This is a genomic window from Rhizobium sp. BK112, assembly GCF_014193215.1.
GTDB classification, from domain to species: domain Bacteria; phylum Pseudomonadota; class Alphaproteobacteria; order Rhizobiales; family Rhizobiaceae; genus Rhizobium; species Rhizobium anhuiense.
The window spans coordinates 64035-84091 of record NZ_JACHYZ010000018.1; the positions used below are offsets into that span (position 1 = coordinate 64035).

A 20057-nucleotide genomic window follows, 5' to 3' on the forward strand; every position below is an offset into this window, starting at 1 on the left:
CAATCCAAAAAACACAAAAGCTCTATCAACCAAGGAGGAGAAGGTAATGATCAGCATTAATACCGGCCTGAAGCGCCGTAGAATTCTGTTCGCAGCGGCAGTTCTGGTAGTCGCCCCATGGCTATCGCCGATGTCTGCCCAGGCCGCGACAGTGGAGGAGGTCAAAGCCAAGGGCAAGATCGTCGTCGGCATTCAGGGCGACAACGCACCCTGGGGCTTCGTCAATTCGAGCGGCGTTCAGGACGGTTTCGACGCCGATATCGCCAAGCTTTTCGCCAAGGAACTGGGCGTTGAGGTCGAGTTCTCACCACTCGCGGTCGCCAATCGCATCCCGGCACTTGTCACCGGCAAGGTCGATATCCTGTTTGCCACAATGGCGATGACCGAGGAACGAGCCAAGTCCATCCAGTACAGCAAGCCGTATGCGGGCAACACGATTTCGCTCTATGGTCCGAAGGACAAGAAGATGGCCGAAATCGGCGATCTCGCAGGCTTGGAGATCGGCGTTCCAAAGTCAAGCTCGCAGGATAAGGCGGTGACCACCGCTGTCGGCGATACGGCGACCGTCCGGCGCTTCGACGATGATGCCGCCTCCATCCAGGCGCTGCTTTCCGGCCAGGTGCAGGCGGTCGGTGGCAATCAGTTCTACCTCGACCGTCTGGAAGCAGCCAGCGCCGGTACATATGAACGCAAGATCGATTTCCTCACGACATTCAATGGCGTCGGAACACGACTCGGCGAGAAGGACTGGAATGAAGCCGTCAACGCCTTCCTCGACAAGATCATGGCGAACGGCGAGCACGCCAAAGTCTATGCGAAGTGGATGAAAGTGGACGTTCCGAAGTTCCCCGAATCCATTCCGAACATCCCCTTCACCATCAACTGATGCATGTTCTACGCAGGAGATCGCCGTGCCAAACGCCGCTGACACTCAAGGCCCGTTTCTCTCGATGGAAAGCGTGGATAAATGGTACGGCGCATTCCATGCGTTGAAGAACATCAGTCTTACGGTCCGCAAAGGCGAGAAAATCGTCCTTTGCGGACCGTCCGGATCCGGCAAATCCACGCTGATCCGTTCGATCAATGCGCTCGAGAAAATCGAGAAAGGCACGATCACGGTCGAGGGGACAAAGCTGAATGACAGCAGCAAGTCGATCGACGCCGTCCGGCGCGAAGTCGGCATGGTGTTTCAGAGCTTCAACCTGTTTCCGCACATGACCATTCTAGAAAACTGTACACTCGCCCCCATGCGGGTTCGGGGCACCAGCAAGGTGGATGCCGAGAAAATCGCCCGCGAATATCTCGAACGTGTCCGCATTCTCGATCAGGCCGACAAGTACCCCGCCCAACTTTCCGGCGGACAGCAGCAGCGCGTTGCGATTGCACGGGCGCTCTGCATCGAGCCGAAGGCCATGCTGTTCGACGAGCCGACCAGTGCGCTCGATCCTGAGATGGTCAAGGAAGTGCTCGACACGATGATCGGTCTGGCCAGGGACGGCATGACGATGATCTGCGTCACCCATGAAATGGGCTTTGCCCGGCAGGTGGCCGACCGCGTGATCTTCATGGCCTCTGGCGAAATCGTCGAAGAAGCGCCGCCGGAAACCTTCTTTCGCAATCCGTCGCATCCGCGCACCCAAGCCTTCCTCGGCGAAATCCTGGCCCATCATTAAGGCGATCCGCACATGACTGTTTCAAACGAAACGATGAAGCGCGCTGTGTTGGTGGGACTGATCGGCGCGGATATCCAGATGTCGAAATCCCCTGCTCTGCACGAGCGCGAAGGCCTGCTTCAGGGCCTCGACTATCGCTATGAACTCCTCGACCTTGCGGAGCGCGGCATTCCGGCCACCGCCCTGCCTGATCTCCTTGCGGAAGAGGAAGCGCGCGGCTTTGCCGGCAGCAACATCACCCACCCCTGCAAGCAGACGGTGATTCCACATCTGACGGATATGTCCGAGGACGCGCTCATGCTGGGCGCCGTCAACACGGTCGTATTCAAGGATGGAAGACGGACCGGTCACAACACGGACTGGTACGGTTTCTATGAAAACTTTCGGCGCGGTCTTCCTGATGTTCCGCGGCATCGGGCTGTCCTTCTGGGCGCCGGCGGCGCTGGCGTCGCGGTGGCACATGCCGCGATGAAACTCGGCATCAAGCGTCTCGCGATTTTCGATCAGGATAGTGCACGCGCCAGCAAGCTGGCGGGGGATCTGAACAGTCGCTTTTCCGCAGAACGCGCCTTCGCGATCACCGATGTCGGCGAAGCGCTGCGGACCGCCGATGGGCTCATCCATGCGACACCAACGGGTATGAAGAACCATCCGGGCCTGCCGATCGAGGAAAGTTGGCTGGAGCCCCATCATTGGGTCGCCGACATCGTCTACATGCCGCTCATGACCGAGCTTCTGGCGCTTGCAACCCGCCTTGGCTGCCGCACCCTGCCCGGTGGCGGAATGACGGTGTTTCAGGCGGCAGCGGCGTTCAAGCTCTTCAGCGGTATCGAACCGGACGCCGAACGCATGAGCACCCATTTCAACGAACTGTGCCGAGCCTCCTGATCCAGGCTGGCGAAGGAAGAAAACGATGCCCCATATCGTAATCGAATATAGCGAGGGAGCCGGCAGACGTATGGACGTGCCGGCGCTGGTGAAGGCCGTTCATCGCAGCGTGCGTGAAAGCGGCGCGGTCAAGCCAAATGCCGTGCGCACTTTTGCCCGCGAGGCCACCCATTCGCTGGTTGCCGACGAGCATCCCGACAATCAGTTCCTGCAGATCATCTTGCGGATCGCGCCCGGCCGTACGCCTGACGAAAAACGGGCAATATTGCAGACGGTCTATGACGCAGCCGATGGCGTCGTACGTCCGGCACTTGACGAGGGGCGCTGCGCCCTGCGTGCCGATCTCATCCAGTCCGATCCCGATTTTGCAATCCACGAGACAACGCTGCCGTGACCATTCCGGCAATTTGAAAGGAACAAGTATGAGCCTCATCTACGTCCTAAATGGCCCAAACCTCAATCTGCTCGGCAAGCGCCAGCCACATATCTATGGCCACGAGACGCTCACCGATGTCGAGGCCGATTGCCGCCGGCTCGCCTCTGAACTCGGTCACGACATCCGCTTTCACCAGAGTAACCGCGAATACGAGATCATCGACTGGATCCACGAAGCGCGTGAGGACGGCGCCGGCATCGTCATCAACCCGGCCGCCTTCACCCACACCTCCGTTGCGATTCTCGATGCACTCAATACCTTCGAACAGCCGGTCATCGAGGTGCATATCTCTAATGTCCACAAGCGCGAAGCCTTCCGCCATCACTCCTTCGTCTCGCACCGCGCCGATGGCGTGATCGCCGGTCTTGGCACCGAAGGCTATCAGCTAGCGATCCGCCGGGTGGCAAGCCTAATCATGTCGGCCGAGAAGAAGTGACGCGAAAGGGGCCGGCATGGAACGGAAAGTAAGGCTTGCGGTGCTCGGCGCAGGCCTGATCGGCAAGCGACATATCGAGCACATACTTGCCGAGCCGCAGGCGGAACTCCTGGCCGTCGTCGATCCGATGCCGTTAGGGCAGCAGATCGCGCGGGAATCCGGCGCTAAATGGTTTCCGAGCTTCGCGGCAATGATCGAGACGGATCGTCCCGACGGCATCATCGTCGCGACGCCCAACCAAATCCATGTCACCAACGGTCTCGAAGCCGTTGCCGCCGGGGTGCCGGCGCTGATCGAAAAGCCGATTGCCGACGATGTCGCGGCCGGTGAAAAGCTGATCGGTGCGGCGGAAGCCGCCGGCGTTCCGCTTCTGGTCGGCCACCATCGCCGCCACAATCCGATGATCCAGAAGGCGAAAGAGATCATCGACAGCGGCGAGCTTGGCCACATCCTCGTCGCCAACGCGATGTTCTGGCTGTTCAAGCCGGATGACTATTTCGACATCGAATGGCGGCGCCAGGCCGGGGCCGGCCCGGTCTTCCTCAACCTGATCCACGACGTCGACAACCTGCGCTACTTCTTTGGCGACATCGTTGCCGTCCAGGCGCGCGAATCCAGTGCCGTCCGCGGCAACGCCGTCGAAGAGACCTCGGTGATCCTGATGGAATTCGCAAGCGGTCTTCTTGCCACAGCGTCCGTTTCGGACTCCGTCGTCGCACCCTGGAGCTGGGAGATGACGACGGGTGAAAACCCAGTCTACCCGAAAACGGAAGAGTCATGTTACTTGATCGGAGGGACCCGCGGGTCCCTGACTATCCCTGCGCTCGACGTGTGGAAGAACGGCATAAAACGTAGCTGGTGGGAGCCGTTCGAAAAGCGCCGCGTCGCCGTCCAGTACGAAGACCCGCTGGAGCTACAGATTCGGCAGTTCTGCAAGGTGATCCGCGATGAAGAAGTGCCGTTGGTCAGCGGGCGCGAAGGGCTGAACACACTAAAGGTCATTTTGGCCGTCAAACAATCCGCGGCAAGTGGCGAGCGCGTCGTTCTAGGATAGAGACAACCCAACGCGCCGGGTTGTTGAAGCACTATGAAGACGATCGGCGGGTTGGAGTCGGATCCGCGGAACTGCTGAGAAGGACCCTCCGGGTTGTAACTGATCGGCAGGGAAATGCTCGCCTTGAAAAGATATGAACTGAAGACCTTCCGGCAATCATGCTTAAGCTATGGATTTGAAATGGCGGATGCAGAAGAAATCTGCTTGGTGGCATGGACCTTGCTGTAAGTACCTTAGAATTTTACGGAAGTTACGAAAACAAAGGTGCTTACAACTTGGACTCAAGGCCGTTGCACCGGGTCCGTTTAATTGTACTCGCTGAGCGGCGCAGTTGATGATATATAGAAGCGCATCATCAGACTTAGTTATGCATAATACTATATCAAACCAGACGATAAGGCTTGATGATCGTACCGGATTCCATGCCCATCGCACGGGGAAATGTCTTGCCCGTCACGATTTTCATCTGACCGGCGCAACTTCCAATCAATCGGATTGGTGGCAGCGATCTTAACCTTGACGGCCACTTCGCCCTTGCCCGGTAGGGTCGGTTCGAAATTCTCGAGCCGCATGAGATCAGGGCCACAATAGCATAAGTAACCCGCCGTACGTCCCCGAGGCAAATCACCAAGGGGCTATCTGTGTCGTGCGATAAGAACCCATAGTGCTGAGCCGAATACGAAAAGCCCGAAAAGCAGCGCCTATCGTAGTCAAAATCTCTGGAGGCATTATGTTGCTGCCTAGCCGTTTTGCTTGCTCAACGCTTCAACAACGCGCCCTCTGGCGACGGGACGCCGACACGAATGGCCTGCGAAAACATCGGCGAAAGACCGTCGTTGTGCGCCTTTGCAGCGATGTGTGCGGCCGACCGAAGTTGCAACAAGGGAACCGAGGTGTCCAGCGCGCCACGGTCATAGGCGTATTCCGGCAGGTATCCGTTGACCACGAGGCGCCAGTCCATCGGCACGGCGTCGCCTGCGACACGCATCATCTTGATGATGGTCGTCGTGCAGTTCGTCGTCAGCGAATTGTAGAAGGCGGGCTTGACCGCGAGCGCGTTTGCGTCGGAGACGTACTCGCGCAGAAGAAGCCTCGCAGCTGCCGGCGACGCCTTCAGGCGGTAGATCTGCACGTCCTCACCGCGAAAATTGGAGCGGAGGCCGATCACATCTCTTTCGTCCGCGGCGAGGATGACCAGAGGACTGTTTTTGAAGAGGTCTGCCAGCGGTGAGAACGAACCTCCTGAAATGCGACGCACTTCGATGGACCACGCCAGATAGCGGCCGTCGTCGAAGCCGAAGCTCATGATGACATGCGCGATGGCCGGACCTGACCAGTAAGACATGAACATGTCGACGCTCTTCAGTTTGTTCAGGACGTAACTGCGCGTCGTCCATCGTTCCTTAAAGTCGGTGGTGCTGCGCCACTCGAAATCGCGGACATTTGTCAGTGTCAACATATCACCGTCGAATTCGCCGGTGACCTGACGTGCGACGTCCGGAGCCCACGCTCCATTTGCCGGCGGTTCGATCGTGCTCCACCAGACGAGAACCAGGACGAACGCGGCCGCAAACGCGAGGACCGCACGAATGCGCCGTCTGCCAAAGAGCGCCACGACGACGGAGGCGCCAAAAAGCCCGAACAAGATGGCGCTGGCTTGCCTGCCGACATCGGGCAACGGCAAACGGTACCAAAGCGCGAGCGACGACCAGGCCGATGCAAAGGCAACAAGCAACACGAGCACTGCAATGACGATCGCACGGGCCGGTCGAACCATTTTGCTTTTCCAAACGAGTTTGAAGCGTCCGTCTTGATCATGGGACCCTATCGGTTTCCGGGCTCGAAGCCCAGAACCTATCCGAAGCGACAGGCCGTCGGATCCTCCATCTTGGTGTGGCTTGAATTCCGCTGGCGTGACCGACGGTGCCAACTGGCACCCCGTTGACGAGGTTACGACGACATTCGAAGTTCCCAATGCCCGGCGGAAAGGAGCCAGACGGAGCGCTGAGCCATGTGGCCTCAACTAGCTGGTAACCAGGGCGGATTTCTCAAATAGATACAGTTCGCCATCAAAATTTGCGACTTTTGAGAACGGATGTGCAAGACCTTCACGAGTTGGGACTCGACAACCTCCTTGTAAGGTGGCTTTCACGCAGGGCTATCGAGATTGTAACCTTCGTGCTACATATTCGGCCGATCTGTTCTACTACACGATGGTGAACGCGCCCTATTTCCTGGTCAGCATGTTGGTAACGAGCGCCGTGCTGTTCCTGCTGCGGTAGGCCCATTACGTGCACGAGCTCAGATGATGCGCGAAGCCTCTCGTGAAACCGCATCATCGGGTTGAGCCCTCGGCGGATTGTCAGCCTATCGCCGTTGCCTATGAAATTTCGACATTGGGTCGCACACTGGAAGCACCACTCCGTGCGCTGCACGCCTGGACCCTGCAACACCGGGCCGAGGTAACGCACGCTCGTGAACGCTACAGAGACAACTAGGGCTGCGGATCTGCTGATCGGACACTCGCCGGAGGAATCCCGAACTGAGCTTTGAACGCTGGTCTGAAGGCTGCTTCAGATTCGTAACCGATCCTTCTGGCAACGTCGCTGACACGCGCATTGGCATGCCGCATGAGCCCATGTGCAAGAGTGAGCCGCCACCGGTTCTGGTACGACAAGGGCGCTTCCTTCACCAACGAAGTGAACCGTTCTGCAAAGCTGGACCGAGACATTCCCACCGCGCGCGCAAGATCGGCGACGCTCCATTTGCGATACGGGTCGTCGTGAATGGCCTTGAGGGCACGGCTAATACGGGGGGTCCGCCAACGCCCCCAGCCATCCGGTATCACCCGCGTTTTTGCTCTGTGCCCAGGTTCGAATGAACCGGATGATCAACACGTCGATGAGCCGGGAGATCATCACGAAGCCATCCGCCGGTCTGGCCGTCCGACTTTTCAATGTGGATCACGGCCGGCAGTGCGGAGGAGCCAGGATGCACGGTCTGAGCTTCCATCATCATAAAATAAGCCAGTCCCTTCGTCGCATGCCGCAGAAGTCGCCGCAGTCATCGAGGCTGCAGCAGGAGCCAAGTAATCGCGTGCCTCGCCGCCGGCTCTTCTGGCAACGTCGTCATGTGAATATCGTGCCCCTGACCTTCTCTAAAAGGCGGGGGTACACGACGTTTCCGTGCACCATTCATTTATTCAAGGACCACTTGATATCGCCAGTTGACGCCGACCTTTCGGCCGGCGTTCCATCCCGGACGGCCCAATGCGCGAGGATCGTATTAGGCAATACCCATTTCAGTTCTCCTTTGGCCACTATTGGCAGCTAGGAAAACGCGTGAGCTCGGTGATTGACCCGCTCCCCGCCGGCTCATGCGACCGATATGCAACACCAAACATGCGAGGTGGCAAGAATGCTCCCGCGCTACGTCGCCACGATTCGTTGAACAAAATCCAGAAAAGCCCGCACCTTGGCCGGCGGCATGTGGCGTGACGGATGATAGGCGTACAGCGGAAACTGCTCGTAGGACCATTCCGTCAGGATCGTCGTGAGCGCCCCGTTCTCAAGCCACTCGTCGAGACCGATGGCAAAGCTCTGGAATATGCCTTGCCCCGCCAGACAGGCCGCGACGGCAGCGGAGGGATCGTCCATGACCAACCGCCCCGCCGCCCTGATCTCGAAGGCGCCGTTATCCCCCTGGAATTCCCAGGTGAACGGTCGCCCGGTCTGCGGGTCGCGAAAGAGGATGCAATCGTGGTGCATCAGGTCATGGGGCGTGGCTGGAACTCCGTGCCGGTCAAGATAGCCTGGGGCGGCACACGTCAGCACCGGTACGTCTAGCAGTTTGCGCGCGATCAGCGACGATTCGTCCGGAGGACCAAACCGCACGGCGACATCCGCGCCGCTCATCATCTCTTCGCGATAGTTGCTGGTGGTTAGATCGAGCGTCAGAGCGGGATAGCGCGCCAGAAATTCACCGATCCTCGGCGCCAGCACCATGCGCGCGAACCAGGGATCGATCGAAACCCTGAGCCGCCCGCCGACGAATACCGCCGAACCGGCGGCTTCGGAGGCCGCCTCCTCCAGCCCGGCCAGCAACGGCATTATCCTTGCATGGAAGCGGGCGCCCTCTTCCGTCAGCGTAACCTCACGCGGATTGCGGTCAAACAATCTGACGCCGACGCGTTGTTCGAGCCGCGCTACCGCACGACTGACCCCCGATGGCGTGAGACCGAGAACATCCGCGGCCCGCACAAAATTGCCCGCATCCGTCACCGCCCCGAAAACGCCGACCCCGGTCAGCAGCCGCGTGTCGAAACTCATGCCCTCTCTCCGTCGCAAGGTCGGTCTTCGCCGACCGTCTTATTATGATGATTTGAAATCATCTTACCTTTGATTTTAATGCGTGTGAATCATCTTTGTTCGTCCCATAAATACTTCCTCAGCGCCCGGACGGCGCCAGCGGCATGCCGGAACCGCGGAAATCTCCGGCCATGCAGAGAAGGACTTCATCCATGAGTGCGATCTCACGCAGAAGCCTGTTGGCGCGCGGCGGCCTCTTGCTCGCAGCCGGTACAGTCGCTGCGAATACGCCGGTTCATGCGCTGGCAGCCAAACCGCAAGCGCGGTCCGGAAAGTTCAAAAAGATCGACATGGCGATGGAGCAGGCCGTTCGCGACGGGACCATGGCAGGAGTCGTTGCCACAGCCGCGGGACCGGACGGCATGATCTACGAAGGGACATTCGGAAAGGCCAGTACAGTGACCGGAGCGACGATGCGGGCCGATACGGTGTTCTGGCTGTTGTCCATGACGAAGGCCTTCACCGCCACGGCCTGCATGCAACTCATCGAGCAAGGCAGGATCGATCCCGAGGACGATGCGGCGAAATATCTGCCGGAACTCGCCAATCCGATGGTGCTGGAGGGTTTCGACGGTGACGGCCAGCCACGCCTGCGTCCGGCCAAGCGGGCCATCAAGGTGCGGCACTTGCTCACCCATTCAATCTGGAGCGATGCGCTGATCCGCTACGAGCAGGTTACAGGAATACCGGACATCGCGACCAGCCAGAACGGTGCTTTCCTGGCACCGCTCGAATTCGATCCCGGCGAACGCTGGCAATACGGCATCAGCATGGACTGGGTCGGAAAGCTGGTGGAAGCGGTCAGCGACCAGTCGCTGGAGGTCTATTTCCGCGAGAACATCTTTGCCCCGCTCGACATGACAGATTCAGGCTTCCTGATCGGCAGCAAGCAGAAGGCCAGGGTCGCCACCTTCCACAACCGGAACGCCGACGGCGGACTGACACCCGCGCCCTTCGAAATGCCCCAGCGGCCGGAATTCTTCATGGGCGGCGGAGGCGCCTTCAGCACGCCGCGCAACTACATGGCCTTCAACGGAGGCACCCATAGGCGTGCGCGGGTGCTGAAGCCTGAAACGGTCGCCGCGATGATGCGCAACCAGATCGGCGACCTCGACGTGCACGCCGTGACGACGGCCCAGCCCGGTTACTCCCGCAGCTTCGACCAGTTTCCCGGTGAGCCCCACAAGTGGGGATATTCGTTCGACATCAACACCCTGCCCGGTTCGAACGGTCGGTCGGCAGGCAGCATTTCCTGGGCCGGCCTGCTCAACTGCTACTTCTGGCTTGATCCGGTCCGGAAGGTGACCGGCGCCGTCTTCACCCAGGTTCTGCCGTTCTACGACGAAAAGGTCGTGAAGCTCTACGGCACATTCGAGCGCGGCCTATACGACGGCCTCGCCTGATCCATTCCCGACCTCAACACCAGGAGACATCTCATGTATGCGATTACAGGAATTACCGGCAAGGTCGGCGGCGCGCTGGCGAAAACCCTGATCGAAGCCGGAGAACCGGTCCGCGCGGTGCTACGCGACCCCGCCAAGGCGGAAATCTGGCGCCAGCGCGGTTGCGAAATCGCCTTTGCCGAGATGGACGCCGCCGCGGAGCTTGCCGCCGCGTTCAAGGGCGCCAAGGGTGTCTTCATCCTGCCGCCGTCGGAATTCGATCCGGCGCCCGGCTATCCGGAAGCGGCGAAGCAGAATGAGGTGCTGACGACCGCTCTCCTTGCTGCCAGCCCGGAAAGGGTCGTCTGCCTCTCCACCATCGGTGCCGACGCGGAAGTGGACAATTTGTTGAGCCAGCGGACGATGCTGGAAGAAGCCCTCGGCGAGCTCGATCTTCCCGTCACCTTCCTGCGGCCCGGCTGGTTCATGGAAAATGCGGCCTGGGACGTCGCCTCGGCCCGCGACGATGGCGTGCTGCACACCTTCCTCCAGCCTGCCGACAAGACCTTCGCTATGGTGGCGACGCAGGACATCGGCCGGTTTGCCGCAGATCTTATCCGCCAGCAATGGATCGGCAAGCGGGTGGTGGAACTTGAAGGCCCTGCACGGGTCTCGCCCAACGATCTCGCCAATGCCTTCGCGTCGGTGCTCGGGCATCCGGTGCGGGTGGAGATCGTCCCGCGGGACAGCTGGGAGGGCCTGTTCCGTGCCCAGGGTACGCGAAACCCACAACCGCGCATGCGTATGCTCGACGGCTTCAACGAAGACTGGATTGCCTTCAAGGCCCACGGCGGAAACCGTGCCAGGGGCACGACATCACTTGAGCAGGTGATCGAAGTGCTGGTCCGGCAGGCGGCCGCGAGCGAGACCACCTGAGCCCGCCGGGAGAACGGGCGGCGGACGGCTTCTACCTCTGTCGCCGCGTCCCTTAAATGACGATCATGGCAACGATTGAAACTCACGGCGTCGCTATCCCCCGGTTAGGAATGGGGACTTTCCGGATGCCGGGCGATACCGCCCGACCGGTGGTCGAAAGCGGGCTTGCCCTCGGCTTCCGCCACATCGATACCGCCGCCATGTACGACAATGAAGCCGCCATCGGCGCGGCGCTCGCGGCCTCCGGCATACACCGCGCGGACCTCTTTGTCACCACTAAGGTCTGGCACGACAAGCTCTCCCCCGATGCCCTGCGCCGGTCCTTCGACACGAGCCTCAGCAAGCTTCGCCTCGACCATATCGATCTCTTCCTCGTCCATTGGCCGTCGACGAACATGAACATGAGCACCATGTTGGACGCGATCACCGTGACCGCCTACGCGCCACTTGCGCAAGGCCGTGCCGCAAAAGATCCCGTGCTCGCCAGGATCGGTGAAAAGCACGGCGCCACCGCCGCCCAGATCGCCATAGCCTGGCTTCTGGATCAGGCTTGCGACCCGTGATTTAGTCACGTAGCAGGCAGGGGATCAGTGCCTTCGCTTAGGATTGCGAGATACCTACGGTAGCTGAAAACACGGCCACGCTTGCGACCTGTCACCTCGTCGGCAATCCCCAACCGCTCCGAGTCAGCGAGCGCTGCATTGAACAGTCGGCGCGGAAAGGCCTTCATTTGAACGATCTGATTTGCCGTATGGAAGGGCTTTTGCTGAAAGAGTTCGTGAATACGAAGGGCCGATCCGGCTCTGTCGCTCTCGGTTGTGATTTTCTCCCTGTCCTCCTTGAAAAGATCGACAATCCGAGTGGCAGCTTCAAATGCTTGGTTGGCGGTGTCGGCTACACCTGTCAGGAAGAAGTCTAGCCAAGCTTCCCAGTTTCCATATTCACGGACCTCTTGCAGTAATCGATAATATTCCCTTCCGGAAGAGCAGCGTAACGTGCTGCTGCTGGTATCGGTCGAAGACCTTGGTTACGCCCAGGTCGCCGAAGTCCTGGCGATCCCGATCGGAACCGTGATGTCGCGACTGTCGCGAGCACGTGAGCGCCTGCGGCAGATCTTGGAAAGTCCCGCCAGGGGCGCTAGAGCTGGCTCGCATCTGCGGAGAGTGAAATGACAGACAGGCCAATCACCGAAGACGATCTGCACGCCTTATTGACGGCCGCCTCGAAGCTGCACGCAGGGACGAAGTGTCCGCTTATCGAAAAGCACCCGGAGGTCGCCATCCGATTTTCCGCCTACAACTCCCAACGCACAATTCTGCATCGCGCCTGCGATCCCATCGTCGACGAACCGATCCCCACCCGGCTCAATCTCAATCACATGATCGCCACCAGACGGCAAAACAGGGTCTCCACCTGGCGGCTTGCCGCTGCAGCCGAAGCGTGCAACATTGAGGATTAAGGCGCGAGTGACATCGGCTCCCCTGAAAGACGATTTACCCGGGCTCGTGCCCCGCAGAATATCGTGATCTTCTCCACCGGGGCCTTCGCGTTCGTGGCAGACACTCAGACTCAGAAGGACCGCGGATCTATCGCAACCCCGGTGACCTGGCCCTTTGTTCTCGCTCCGGACATCAGGTCAGAGACGATGCCCACAAAGGTTGGAAAGGCAGCGCAGGCTTTGACAACAGTGATTTGGCGCGCTTTCCTGTCCTTAGTCCTAGGACAGAGGACGCCAGTCAGGACGATTTATGAAAAGCCAGGACATCGTCATACTGCTCAAACTCATCAGCCTCCAGGAGCAGGAACAAGAGCAAGGGGGCGAACGCGAGCGCCTAGAGGCGCAAGGCGATGACCCATATTCCGTCCGAAATTTGGAGGCATCCCTCGGTATAAGCAAGACCGAGGTCAATGAGTCGATCAAGAGGAGCCTAGCGTCTGGCATTGCCAGCAAAGATCGCGACCTTGGCCGACCCAAGCCGAGCCGGAGGAACCTATTCAATTTCATCGTGCACGGCCTGAAATTCACCTTTCCGGCAAAACCCGGATCAATGCAGCGAGGCATTCCAACCGCTTTTGCGGCACCTATGCTCGAGGGCCTTCTGGTCAGCGCTGGCAACTATATTTACGTCTGGCCCCACCCAAGCGCCCGCGAAATGGGCCAGTCTGTCGAACCGCTATTCAAGAGTGTACCGGAAGCAGTCCAAAAGGACGTGCGCCTCTACGAATATCTGGCACTCTGCGACGCGATCCGCCTTGGAAACCAACGAGAAGTGGGTTTGGCAAGCGATCGGCTCTCGAAAAGGATACTCGGTAAATGACGACTGTCCGCGGCCAGCTGCTCGAAATGTTGAAAGTCGTAGCAACGGCGCTGGAGCAGGATTTGCGCGATCGCCTTGTGTTCGTCGGAGGATGTACGACCGCACTTTTCATCACAGACCCGGTGACCCTCGAAGATGTCAGGGCCACCGACGATATCGACCTTATTGTCGATCTCGCGGGGCTTGCCGAATGGGGCCAACTATTGGACAGCTGAGAGAAAGGGGGTTCAAAGAGTCCTCGGATGACGACATCATCTGCCGAATGCGGCTCGGCCCGCTCAAAGTCGATTTCATGCCGGATGATGAAGCGATCCTTGGCTTTAGCAACCGCTGGTACGCAAAAGGTATCGAAACCGCTGAGATTCACCAGCTCACTGAAACTCTCACCATCCGGCTCCTCACGCCCGCCCTCTTTACAGCGACGAAGCTGGAAGCATTCGCCGGCAGAGGCGGTGGTGACCTTTTCTCCAGCAGGGACGCCGAGGACATACTTCTCGTCCTTGATGGGAGAGAGGAACTTGTTCAAGAACTGGCGAATGCTGATCTCGACGTCAAGACATACGTCGCTGAACAATTCCAGGCGCTCCTCAAGCATCGCGACTTTGACGAGTTCCTTGAGGGAAATTTGCGTGGGCAGCCCGGCCGCGTGGCTATCGTGCGCGGGCGCTACGTTGCCATAGGTCATTGCGCAGACGGTGGCGCCCATGCGCATTGAAGCAAGCTGGTATAGCCCGCAAAGGCACCATGACCACAGACAATCGCGACCATGCAGGGATTGGAACAAATACCACCGGTGATGGCCATCATTGCCGATAGCTCTACCGCAGGCGAGAACAGTGGAGAATATGCCGAAGCGATTCTGCGGGGAGTGATCGAGTGGTTCAGCGGTCTACAAGGTGCGCTTGATGTCGATTACTTTTCGAAACAGCTGCGCGCAATCCATATCGATTTGCGCGCGCGTTATCCTCGGGGCTCAGCCAGTTTTGCTATTATGCACGTTAGCCCAAGAACACGAATGACAGTTATCCATGCCGGCGACTGTCTCCTAGGCCAAATTGATCGAGGCGACAGAATTCAATGGCAAACTCAGCCTCACACGCTTGCCAATGCGCTTGGATATGTCGCAGTCGACGAGCTATCGAAGACACCGGCCAGACATCTTCTCCCCAGGAGCTTTCGTTCACGTGAGTATATGACACCAGAAATCCTGGAAACGGACAGTTTGCCTGGCGTCCATTTACTCACCACGGATGGCTTTTGGGCCGAGCTGTCAGCACACGAGCAACTTGCCGTAATCCATGGCCGTGAAGTCGAGGCGAATGGAGAGCACGACGACTGCAGCGTTCTAAAGCTCACAATCATGGACAATGCCGACCCGCAGCTTATCATTGACGTGGGCGGGGCTTCCCCCAACTTTTGCAGCGCGCAGATATAGCGGCTGCGAGATTTTCATCGTTTTAGGGTTAGACAGAAACGGAGGTCTCTGCTCTTGAAAGGAGCTGAACCGTCGACGCGCTATTGTTTAAAGGTATTCTCGCGATGCCATCTCAGAAACTGTGGATGCGGGCGTTCGTGAACACCTGCCGGCACGATCGCTCTTCCGGTCTTGTTGATAAGACCTTGGATGCTGTCGCGGTCGTTTGCGTGACGGGAAATCAGAACTTCGAGATCGTCCGACAAGCCGATAAGGCCGCGATCGAACATCCAGTGTGCCGTGCCAGAGAGCGCGATGCCATTCGACAGAATGTCCGGGCCGTTCGCTTCAACGGGGCGAATATGGGCCGCATCGACCTCGGCGCGGCCGCCGCCATTGATCAGCTTCAAGCCTGTTATCGCGCATCGTTTGTCGTAGGCCTGCAAGATCAACCTGCGAAACAGCCGATCGCGAACTATACGCGACGAAAGCTGTGCGACCCGCACCCTTTGCTCTTCGAACATAAAAGGAGCTTGAAAGCCGTCCGAGAATCCGGCGCCCGTTGGTGTGTCTATCGCCTCACCCGATCGCGGCAGTTCCGGTCGATCCTGCGCCAGGCCAACCGACAGGATGCGATTGAAATCTGCTGCTGAGACCGGCCGCACTGCGGCCTGCGCACGTCCAGAAATCCGGCCCTCTTCGTTGAGCACGCCGCGCTCGATCACGCCATCTGGCCCGCTGAAGGGAACAGCGTTGACGAAATCGAGATAGCTGCCGGGCTCGATCAGAGCCAGATACATTCCAGGCGCCTTGGAATCCGGGATGACCTGTGAGACTTTGGCCACCGCAAAATATCCGCGCGTCGCCGCCACCTTTCGTGGCTCGTAATAGATGATCCAGTCTCCAACGCAGGCTTGGACGCGGCCGAGGTACTGGCTCGGAAACTGATATTGCTCAGCCGGGCTGTCGTCGTAGATCGAATCTGTGCGGTGAATGAAAACCCCGAATCCCATACTCGATCTCTACCATGGTGACCGCGATTCAAACCAGGGAGATCGGTCATATGCAGTCGTGCTCTACGCACGATATTCAACAGATCAACAAAACCCCGCCTCGATCGAAACCCAGCTCGATCTCCGAAAGGAATACGTCCTGCGACAAGGTTGGCATCTGGCCGACACTTTCGTCGATGCCGGTGTCAGCGGCTCGTCATTCGAGGCGCGGCCAGGACTCCAGGCTGCTTTGGCGGGGGCGAACATTGGCGCCTATGACGTGTTTCTCTGCCTTACCCTCGATCGCCTTTTCCCGCGACCTTGAGCACAGCGCTCGCATTCTCAACATACTGCAGTTTCATGACGTCGAGTTGTGGACGGTTCACGGCGCCGCGTCGGTGTCGTCAATGGAACTGGGACTGAGGGCGGTTCTAAATCAAGAGGTGCTCGAACAGGTTCGCTACCGGACGCGCGAAGGCATGAAGACTGTCGCCAAGCATGGCCGGGTGCCAGGGGGTATCTGTTACGGCTACAGAGTGCGACGTGAGTTCGACGATAGCGGGGGGCCGGTGCGCGGCCTGCGTTCGATCGATACAGATGAGGCGGCAACCATCGTCTGGATCTTTGAGCAGTACGCCGACGGCATGAGCCCTGTCAGGATCGCTGAGGAACTCAATGCACGCGGCGTATCTGGTCCTCGCGGCCGACCTTGGCAGGGGACCGCAATTCGCGGGCATCGAAATCGCGGCAGCGGCATTCTGAACAATCAGGCCTATATCGGGCTGATCGTCTTCAATCGCATCGCCTACCGAAAAAATCCCGCGACATAACGTCGGGTCTCACGGGAGAATGCGGCCGAGCACCATGTCGTGCAGGAGGTGCCATCGCTTAGAATTGTCGACGATGCCCTCTGGCAACGGGTGAGGGCCCGCCAGGAGAACTGGCGCACGAGCTAAGACAAGGCTCGGCTACCGTTCGGCCGGATGGCTTCACTCCGCGCACGTGCCAAGGATCGGCGTCATCAGCCTTACATGCGTATCGATACGCTCGAGAACCTTCGCCGGAGCGACACTACGTTCCGGCAGCGACCACCAAACTTCGTTGACGCGCTCGACCGTATCGACCACCGCTTTGAGCACGGCCGCTTCCGGCAGCCGCGCACGATTGGCGAAGGCCTTCCATCGCTGCACGTTCAGCGCCTTGAAGGGCCGCTCGCCGGCGAGCGACAGAGCCATGGCATCCGCGGGGATATAAGGGATCGTCGAGAGCACGTCATAGACGGGTGCGAGCTGCGGTTTGTCGCCTGCCCCGCTATAGATCAACGACCAGTTCTTCAGGTGCATGTCGCCATTGCCGATGATGGCGGCCATGGCCAGCCGGCGGACGAACTCAAGAGCAGCGATGGACGATACTGCAACATTTAGCGCTGCAGCTATATCGTGATAGGCACCCCCTTCGTATTTTCGCGAGGGATAAACGCCGAACACCTGCGCGAAATCCTCGATATGGATACGCTCGCCGTTTGCGCCGCGATCGAAGCGTCTGACGAGCAGAACTTTTCCATCCGACAGCGTCTCGAACTCTTTTGGGATACCCTCGAACTCCGATTGCTCGACAAGTTCGCGTTCCGGCACCTCCATCCCGATCGCTTCAGCCAATGCGAGATTGGCATATTCGTTTTCCGACACCCCGGGAAACGAGGTCGATGGAAACTTGGCGATGTAGGATCCCTGGTCGTCGCCGAGCGGCAGTGTCAGTCCACCGCCCTTCCCCGTATTCTTGATGACCGAAAGCTTCATCTGGACGCCGGCAAGCGAGAACCGGGCCTTCGGCTTGGGAGCAGGCAGGTTGTCGAAACGCACAACCGTTCTGTCACTCGGCACGACGCGGACTGCGCCAGGCAGATCCGAACCGAGAGCGACAAGCAGGTCGAAATCGTTTCCCGCGCGAACACTCCCTGCATGGTGTTTTTCCATCGCCACGCGCAGCTTGTCTTCGGGAAGCAGATTGGCAAAGAACGCCGGCAACGCTCTGGAGACGGGTTTAGGGTCCTTACGCAGGCCGCCAGTGGCTGCTCGAAAAGACAGACTAAGCACTGGAAAGCCGCCGGTTGCGCGATAACTGTCCTCGAAGCTGAAAGCGTTAAAATCGCCGGGCGTCCTGACGATCGTGCCGACCTTCACATCGTTCAGCAGCACGTCGAGCGACGAAATGGATCTCGGATCGGATGAAACTTCAGACATTCTCATCCCCGTCTGGACGCGCCGTGAAAGCCGGGAGATCGTCGACATCGTCATGAGGCCTCAGCAGCGCATCGACGGCCGGGACCATCGCCTGCGGTATAAGCATCAATTCAAGCCCGAGAGCGCGGGCGATATTGATCAGCGTCGTCGTTCGCGCAGCACTGCTTCCGCTTTCTATCTCACGATAGCGGGGACGCGATATACCGGCTACGTCGGCAACCTGCTCCTGCGTCAGTTGCCGGCCTTTTCGCGTAGCCTTCAGCAACTGCCCGATTTGCAACAGCGCATCTGACTCAGACCGTGCCATCCTACCTACCCAACCATTCTCCGTGAGTAGGCAAGATATCTCAAACATTTGAGCACAGTCAACACAAAAGACTCGAATACGGATCATTGTCTAATAATTGATCTGTTTATATATCATTCACGTTGTTTGGTAATGCCAGAGCCTGCGAGCGGCATCCAACTTCCATACTTTGTTAAAGGCACGCTTCTATCCCCGCACGCCCTCGGTACTGGTGCCAGAGAGAAACGGAATGAGCATGCCCAAACACGATCTTTCATCACGTCATTTTCAGCGAAAAATTTCGGAATTTTGCGAGGTGCGTATTGCACCGATATCCTCGAAGCGGGTCCTGGAGAATATCCGCCCTTACCTGACCAGCCTGATCATTTACCGAATTTCTCCGCCCAAAGTCTCACAGTCTGGTGAGACACCATGATGCCGCGTTCGGCCAACAGATCTTCGACCATACGCAGGCTCAACGGAAACCGGAAATAGAGCCAAACCGCATGGGCAATCACGCCAGCTGGAAATCGGTGACGACGATAAAGAGGATCACAAGCTAATCTGGTCATGACGCCAGATCCCACATTTTGATCGCTGCTCGGTTAACGTTACGATGCCTGTGTGAAGATCGCGTCGCGATCCGATAGCGCGAACGCCGACCAGGTAAGCTTCACGATTTGCGAGCACCCGCGTTAAGGCGGGCTGCCGCTCGACGTTCAGCAAAATGTGCCTCGACTTCATCATCCGAAACGTCCGGTCGAGTATCGTTCAGGGCTTCAAGTACCTTGGTGCGAAACCAAGCGTCATGGGCCTCGCTGCCTGAAGAAGCTCCAGCGGCAGCGCTCCCTCATTGGCCGTCCGGGTGAGTAAGATCCGAACCGCGTCCGATACCGTAAGCCCCATATTTCCAAGCACTGCGGAGGCGCGATCCCGAACCTCGGCATCAATACGAGTTTGTACCAGTGCATTTGCAGCCATAGCTATCTCAAATGCCATAGCGCCTTAGGCTCCAAACCCAATCAAACCATTGATCGAATTGAATCCATGTAATTCACTGCGTCGACGATGGGAGTTTGATGATGGCAAGCGAATTCTGGCTTGATGATCAGCAGTGGGCAGTGATCGCCCCTCTGCTTCCGGCAAACCAACCCGGCGCTCATCGAACTGATGACCGCCGGGTGATCAGCGGGATCATCTATGTCCTCCGATCAGGTTGCCGATGGCAGGATTGTCCAGCCTGCTACGGGCCTTCAACAACCGTCTACAATCGCTTCCATCGCTGGTCTGCCAAAGGAATATGGCGGCGGCTGTTTGAAGCCCTGGTGCAAACAACCGATCGGGATCTTCATATGATCGACAGCACCACCGCCAAAGCCCACCGGTCGGCCGCCGGCGGAAAAAGGGGGCGGATGCCGAGGCAATCGGCCGCTCACGAGGCGGCAGATCGACAAAAATCCATGCTGTTGTCGATGGTTGCGGCCGTCCAATTGCGCTGCGAATAACGCCTGGGCAGCGCGGCGACGCACCCGTTGCCGTTCCACTGCTGGGCTGGAAGCAGGCCATTGTTACGCAACGGCTTGCCGAAATTTTTCCGCGGGATCGGCAGATTGAAAAAAGAACAAAGAGTAG

22 protein-coding genes and 5 pseudogenes are annotated in these 20057 nt (G+C 58.6%); 18 read left to right on the plus strand and 9 right to left on the minus strand.

The genetic code is table 11. The features are described 5' to 3' along the window. Positions 1-46: 46 nt before the first annotated feature. The 6 genes from FHT75_RS32080 to FHT75_RS32105 all read left to right on the plus strand — a co-directional run bounded on the left by FHT75_RS32080 (position 47) and on the right by FHT75_RS32105 (position 4487). Positions 47-886 carry a transporter substrate-binding domain-containing protein gene (locus tag FHT75_RS32080; RefSeq protein ID WP_183845483.1) on the plus strand — a complete coding sequence of 280 codons (840 nt, stop codon included), beginning with the start codon at positions 47-49 and terminating at the stop codon, positions 884-886. A gap of 64 nt (positions 887-950) precedes the next feature. After that, on the plus strand, positions 951-1673 hold the full coding sequence (locus FHT75_RS32085; RefSeq protein ID WP_183845522.1) for an amino acid ABC transporter ATP-binding protein: 723 nt from the start codon (positions 951-953) through the stop codon (positions 1671-1673). Between the two features lie 12 nt (positions 1674-1685). Beyond that, entirely contained in the window at positions 1686-2561 is an 876-nt protein-coding gene (locus tag FHT75_RS32090) for a shikimate dehydrogenase (protein ID WP_183845484.1), read from the plus strand. A 25-nt stretch (positions 2562-2586) separates the two neighbouring features. Next, positions 2587-2955, plus strand: a complete 369-nt coding sequence (locus FHT75_RS32095; protein ID WP_183845485.1) for a 5-carboxymethyl-2-hydroxymuconate Delta-isomerase — start codon at positions 2587-2589, stop codon at positions 2953-2955. Between the two features lie 28 nt (positions 2956-2983). Next, a complete protein-coding gene (gene aroQ, locus FHT75_RS32100; protein ID WP_097596145.1) occupies positions 2984-3433 on the plus strand; it encodes a type II 3-dehydroquinate dehydratase in 450 nt (149 codons plus the stop codon). Between the two features lie 16 nt (positions 3434-3449). Continuing rightward, the gene (locus tag FHT75_RS32105; RefSeq protein ID WP_183845486.1) at positions 3450-4487 is read left to right on the plus strand and encodes a Gfo/Idh/MocA family protein; all 1038 of its coding nucleotides are present in this window, start codon (positions 3450-3452) and stop codon (positions 4485-4487) included. A gap of 757 nt (positions 4488-5244) precedes the next feature. Here FHT75_RS32105 and FHT75_RS32110 read toward each other — a convergent pair. From FHT75_RS32110 to FHT75_RS32120, 3 genes are all read right to left on the minus strand, one after another. Next, positions 5245-6264 carry a DUF4105 domain-containing protein gene (locus FHT75_RS32110; RefSeq protein ID WP_183845487.1) on the minus strand — a complete coding sequence of 340 codons (1020 nt, stop codon included), beginning with the start codon at positions 6262-6264 and terminating at the stop codon, positions 5245-5247. A 717-nt stretch (positions 6265-6981) separates the two neighbouring features. Next, on the minus strand, positions 6982-7218 hold the full coding sequence (locus FHT75_RS36550) for a helix-turn-helix domain-containing protein (RefSeq protein WP_409527377.1): 237 nt from the start codon (positions 7216-7218) through the stop codon (positions 6982-6984). Between the two features lie 697 nt (positions 7219-7915). Beyond that, the gene (locus tag FHT75_RS32120) at positions 7916-8815 is read right to left on the minus strand and encodes a LysR family transcriptional regulator (protein ID WP_097596148.1); all 900 of its coding nucleotides are present in this window, start codon (positions 8813-8815) and stop codon (positions 7916-7918) included. A gap of 191 nt (positions 8816-9006) precedes the next feature. Between FHT75_RS32120 and FHT75_RS32125 the strand changes: the two genes are divergently transcribed. The 3 genes and pseudogenes from FHT75_RS32125 to FHT75_RS32135 all read left to right on the plus strand — a co-directional run. Beyond that, complete coding sequence (locus FHT75_RS32125; protein WP_183845488.1) at positions 9007-10257, plus strand: serine hydrolase domain-containing protein; 1251 nt, start codon at positions 9007-9009, stop codon at positions 10255-10257. A gap of 33 nt (positions 10258-10290) precedes the next feature. Further along, positions 10291-11172 (plus strand): NmrA family NAD(P)-binding protein, encoded by an 882-nt coding sequence (locus FHT75_RS32130; protein ID WP_183845489.1) that lies wholly within the window; start codon positions 10291-10293, stop codon positions 11170-11172. A gap of 65 nt (positions 11173-11237) precedes the next feature. Next, positions 11238-11720, plus strand: a pseudogene (locus FHT75_RS32135) (aldo/keto reductase); the annotation flags it as partial. 20 nt (positions 11721-11740) lie between these two features. Here the strand turns inward: FHT75_RS32135 and FHT75_RS36445 are convergent. After that, positions 11741-12145: pseudogene (locus FHT75_RS36445) on the minus strand (Fic family protein); the annotation flags it as partial. A gap of 1 nt (position 12146) precedes the next feature. Here FHT75_RS36445 and FHT75_RS32145 point away from each other — a divergent pair. From FHT75_RS32145 to FHT75_RS32165, 6 genes and pseudogenes are all read left to right on the plus strand, one after another. After that, positions 12147-12344: pseudogene (locus FHT75_RS32145) on the plus strand (sigma factor-like helix-turn-helix DNA-binding protein); the annotation flags it as partial. Continuing rightward, on the plus strand, positions 12341-12631 hold the full coding sequence (locus FHT75_RS32150; RefSeq protein WP_183845492.1) for a hypothetical protein: 291 nt from the start codon (positions 12341-12343) through the stop codon (positions 12629-12631). The pseudogene FHT75_RS32145 and the gene FHT75_RS32150, both read left to right, overlap by 4 nt. A gap of 289 nt (positions 12632-12920) precedes the next feature. After that, positions 12921-13490: a hypothetical protein gene (locus tag FHT75_RS32155; protein WP_097596152.1), complete on the plus strand. Its 570-nt coding sequence runs from the start codon at positions 12921-12923 to the stop codon at positions 13488-13490. Continuing rightward, positions 13487-13705 (plus strand): hypothetical protein, encoded by a 219-nt coding sequence (locus FHT75_RS36450; protein WP_312865392.1) that lies wholly within the window; start codon positions 13487-13489, stop codon positions 13703-13705. The genes FHT75_RS32155 and FHT75_RS36450 overlap by 4 nt, the downstream gene beginning before the upstream one ends. Continuing rightward, positions 13681-14205, plus strand: a complete 525-nt coding sequence (locus tag FHT75_RS32160) for a hypothetical protein (RefSeq protein WP_312865393.1) — start codon at positions 13681-13683, stop codon at positions 14203-14205. Before FHT75_RS36450 ends, FHT75_RS32160 begins: the two co-directional genes overlap by 25 nt. 51 nt (positions 14206-14256) lie before the next feature. Beyond that, positions 14257-14925, plus strand: coding sequence for a hypothetical protein (locus tag FHT75_RS32165; protein ID WP_183845493.1), 669 nt, complete (start codon positions 14257-14259; stop codon positions 14923-14925). A gap of 80 nt (positions 14926-15005) precedes the next feature. On the opposite strand, the gene FHT75_RS32170 is transcribed toward FHT75_RS32165, so the two are convergent. Then, positions 15006-15917: an HNH endonuclease gene (locus FHT75_RS32170; protein WP_183845494.1), complete on the minus strand. Its 912-nt coding sequence runs from the start codon at positions 15915-15917 to the stop codon at positions 15006-15008. Here FHT75_RS32170 and FHT75_RS32175 point away from each other — a divergent pair. Together FHT75_RS32175 and FHT75_RS32180 are read left to right on the plus strand one after the other, a co-directional pair. Next, positions 15898-16221: a recombinase family protein gene (locus FHT75_RS32175; protein WP_183845495.1), complete on the plus strand. Its 324-nt coding sequence runs from the start codon at positions 15898-15900 to the stop codon at positions 16219-16221. The two genes, FHT75_RS32170 and FHT75_RS32175, sit on opposite strands and share 20 nt — an antisense overlap. Before the next feature lie 82 nt (positions 16222-16303). After that, positions 16304-16726: a recombinase family protein gene (locus FHT75_RS32180; RefSeq protein ID WP_183845496.1), complete on the plus strand. Its 423-nt coding sequence runs from the start codon at positions 16304-16306 to the stop codon at positions 16724-16726. Between the two features lie 159 nt (positions 16727-16885). Here FHT75_RS32180 and FHT75_RS32185 read toward each other — a convergent pair whose 3' ends face one another. The 4 genes and pseudogenes from FHT75_RS32185 to FHT75_RS32200 form a co-directional block, all read right to left on the minus strand. Continuing rightward, positions 16886-18139, minus strand: a complete 1254-nt coding sequence (locus FHT75_RS32185) for a type II toxin-antitoxin system HipA family toxin (protein ID WP_183845497.1) — start codon at positions 18137-18139, stop codon at positions 16886-16888. Next, on the minus strand, positions 18132-18446 hold the full coding sequence (locus tag FHT75_RS32190; RefSeq protein ID WP_183845498.1) for a helix-turn-helix domain-containing protein: 315 nt from the start codon (positions 18444-18446) through the stop codon (positions 18132-18134). The genes FHT75_RS32185 and FHT75_RS32190 overlap by 8 nt, the downstream gene beginning before the upstream one ends. A gap of 368 nt (positions 18447-18814) precedes the next feature. After that, positions 18815-18997: pseudogene (locus FHT75_RS32195) on the minus strand (IS6 family transposase); the annotation flags it as partial. A 101-nt stretch (positions 18998-19098) separates the two neighbouring features. After that, positions 19099-19406 (minus strand): annotated as a pseudogene (locus tag FHT75_RS32200) (type II toxin-antitoxin system RelB/DinJ family antitoxin). Between the two features lie 101 nt (positions 19407-19507). On the opposite strand from FHT75_RS32200, the gene FHT75_RS32205 reads away from it, so the two are divergent. After that, entirely contained in the window at positions 19508-19930 is a 423-nt protein-coding gene (locus FHT75_RS32205; protein ID WP_183845499.1) for an IS5 family transposase, read from the plus strand. Positions 19931-20057 lie beyond the last annotated feature (127 nt).

Excerpts from the sequence above, each read along its gene's own strand:
- FHT75_RS32180 (WP_183845496.1), top strand. The coding sequence starts at position 16,304 with ATGGAACTGGGACTGAGGGCGGTTCTAAATCAAGAGGTGCTCGAACAG.
- FHT75_RS36450 (WP_312865392.1), top strand. The coding sequence starts at position 13,487 with ATGACGACTGTCCGCGGCCAGCTGCTCGAAATGTTGAAAGTCGTAGCA.
- FHT75_RS32120 (WP_097596148.1), bottom strand. The coding sequence starts at position 8,815 with ATGAGTTTCGACACGCGGCTGCTGACCGGGGTCGGCGTTTTCGGGGCG.
- FHT75_RS32190 (WP_183845498.1), bottom strand. The coding sequence starts at position 18,446 with ATGGCACGGTCTGAGTCAGATGCGCTGTTGCAAATCGGGCAGTTGCTG.
- FHT75_RS32125 (WP_183845488.1), top strand. The coding sequence starts at position 9,007 with ATGAGTGCGATCTCACGCAGAAGCCTGTTGGCGCGCGGCGGCCTCTTG.
- aroQ (WP_097596145.1), top strand. The coding sequence starts at position 2,984 with ATGAGCCTCATCTACGTCCTAAATGGCCCAAACCTCAATCTGCTCGGC.
- FHT75_RS32090 (WP_183845484.1), top strand. The coding sequence starts at position 1,686 with ATGACTGTTTCAAACGAAACGATGAAGCGCGCTGTGTTGGTGGGACTG.
- FHT75_RS32165 (WP_183845493.1), top strand. The coding sequence starts at position 14,257 with ATGCAGGGATTGGAACAAATACCACCGGTGATGGCCATCATTGCCGAT.
- FHT75_RS32150 (WP_183845492.1), top strand. The coding sequence starts at position 12,341 with ATGACAGACAGGCCAATCACCGAAGACGATCTGCACGCCTTATTGACG.
- FHT75_RS32085 (WP_183845522.1), top strand. The coding sequence starts at position 951 with ATGGAAAGCGTGGATAAATGGTACGGCGCATTCCATGCGTTGAAGAAC.
- FHT75_RS32170 (WP_183845494.1), bottom strand. The coding sequence starts at position 15,917 with ATGGGATTCGGGGTTTTCATTCACCGCACAGATTCGATCTACGACGAC.
- FHT75_RS32160 (WP_312865393.1), top strand. The coding sequence starts at position 13,681 with ATGGGGCCAACTATTGGACAGCTGAGAGAAAGGGGGTTCAAAGAGTCC.
- FHT75_RS32155 (WP_097596152.1), top strand. The coding sequence starts at position 12,921 with ATGAAAAGCCAGGACATCGTCATACTGCTCAAACTCATCAGCCTCCAG.
- FHT75_RS36550 (WP_409527377.1), bottom strand. The coding sequence starts at position 7,218 with ATGTCTCGGTCCAGCTTTGCAGAACGGTTCACTTCGTTGGTGAAGGAA.
- FHT75_RS32175 (WP_183845495.1), top strand. The coding sequence starts at position 15,898 with ATGAAAACCCCGAATCCCATACTCGATCTCTACCATGGTGACCGCGAT.
- FHT75_RS32095 (WP_183845485.1), top strand. The coding sequence starts at position 2,587 with ATGCCCCATATCGTAATCGAATATAGCGAGGGAGCCGGCAGACGTATG.
- FHT75_RS32080 (WP_183845483.1), top strand. The coding sequence starts at position 47 with ATGATCAGCATTAATACCGGCCTGAAGCGCCGTAGAATTCTGTTCGCA.
- FHT75_RS32105 (WP_183845486.1), top strand. The coding sequence starts at position 3,450 with ATGGAACGGAAAGTAAGGCTTGCGGTGCTCGGCGCAGGCCTGATCGGC.
- FHT75_RS32110 (WP_183845487.1), bottom strand. The coding sequence starts at position 6,264 with ATGGTTCGACCGGCCCGTGCGATCGTCATTGCAGTGCTCGTGTTGCTT.
- FHT75_RS32130 (WP_183845489.1), top strand. The coding sequence starts at position 10,291 with ATGTATGCGATTACAGGAATTACCGGCAAGGTCGGCGGCGCGCTGGCG.
- FHT75_RS32205 (WP_183845499.1), top strand. The coding sequence starts at position 19,508 with ATGGCAAGCGAATTCTGGCTTGATGATCAGCAGTGGGCAGTGATCGCC.
- FHT75_RS32185 (WP_183845497.1), bottom strand. The coding sequence starts at position 18,139 with ATGTCTGAAGTTTCATCCGATCCGAGATCCATTTCGTCGCTCGACGTG.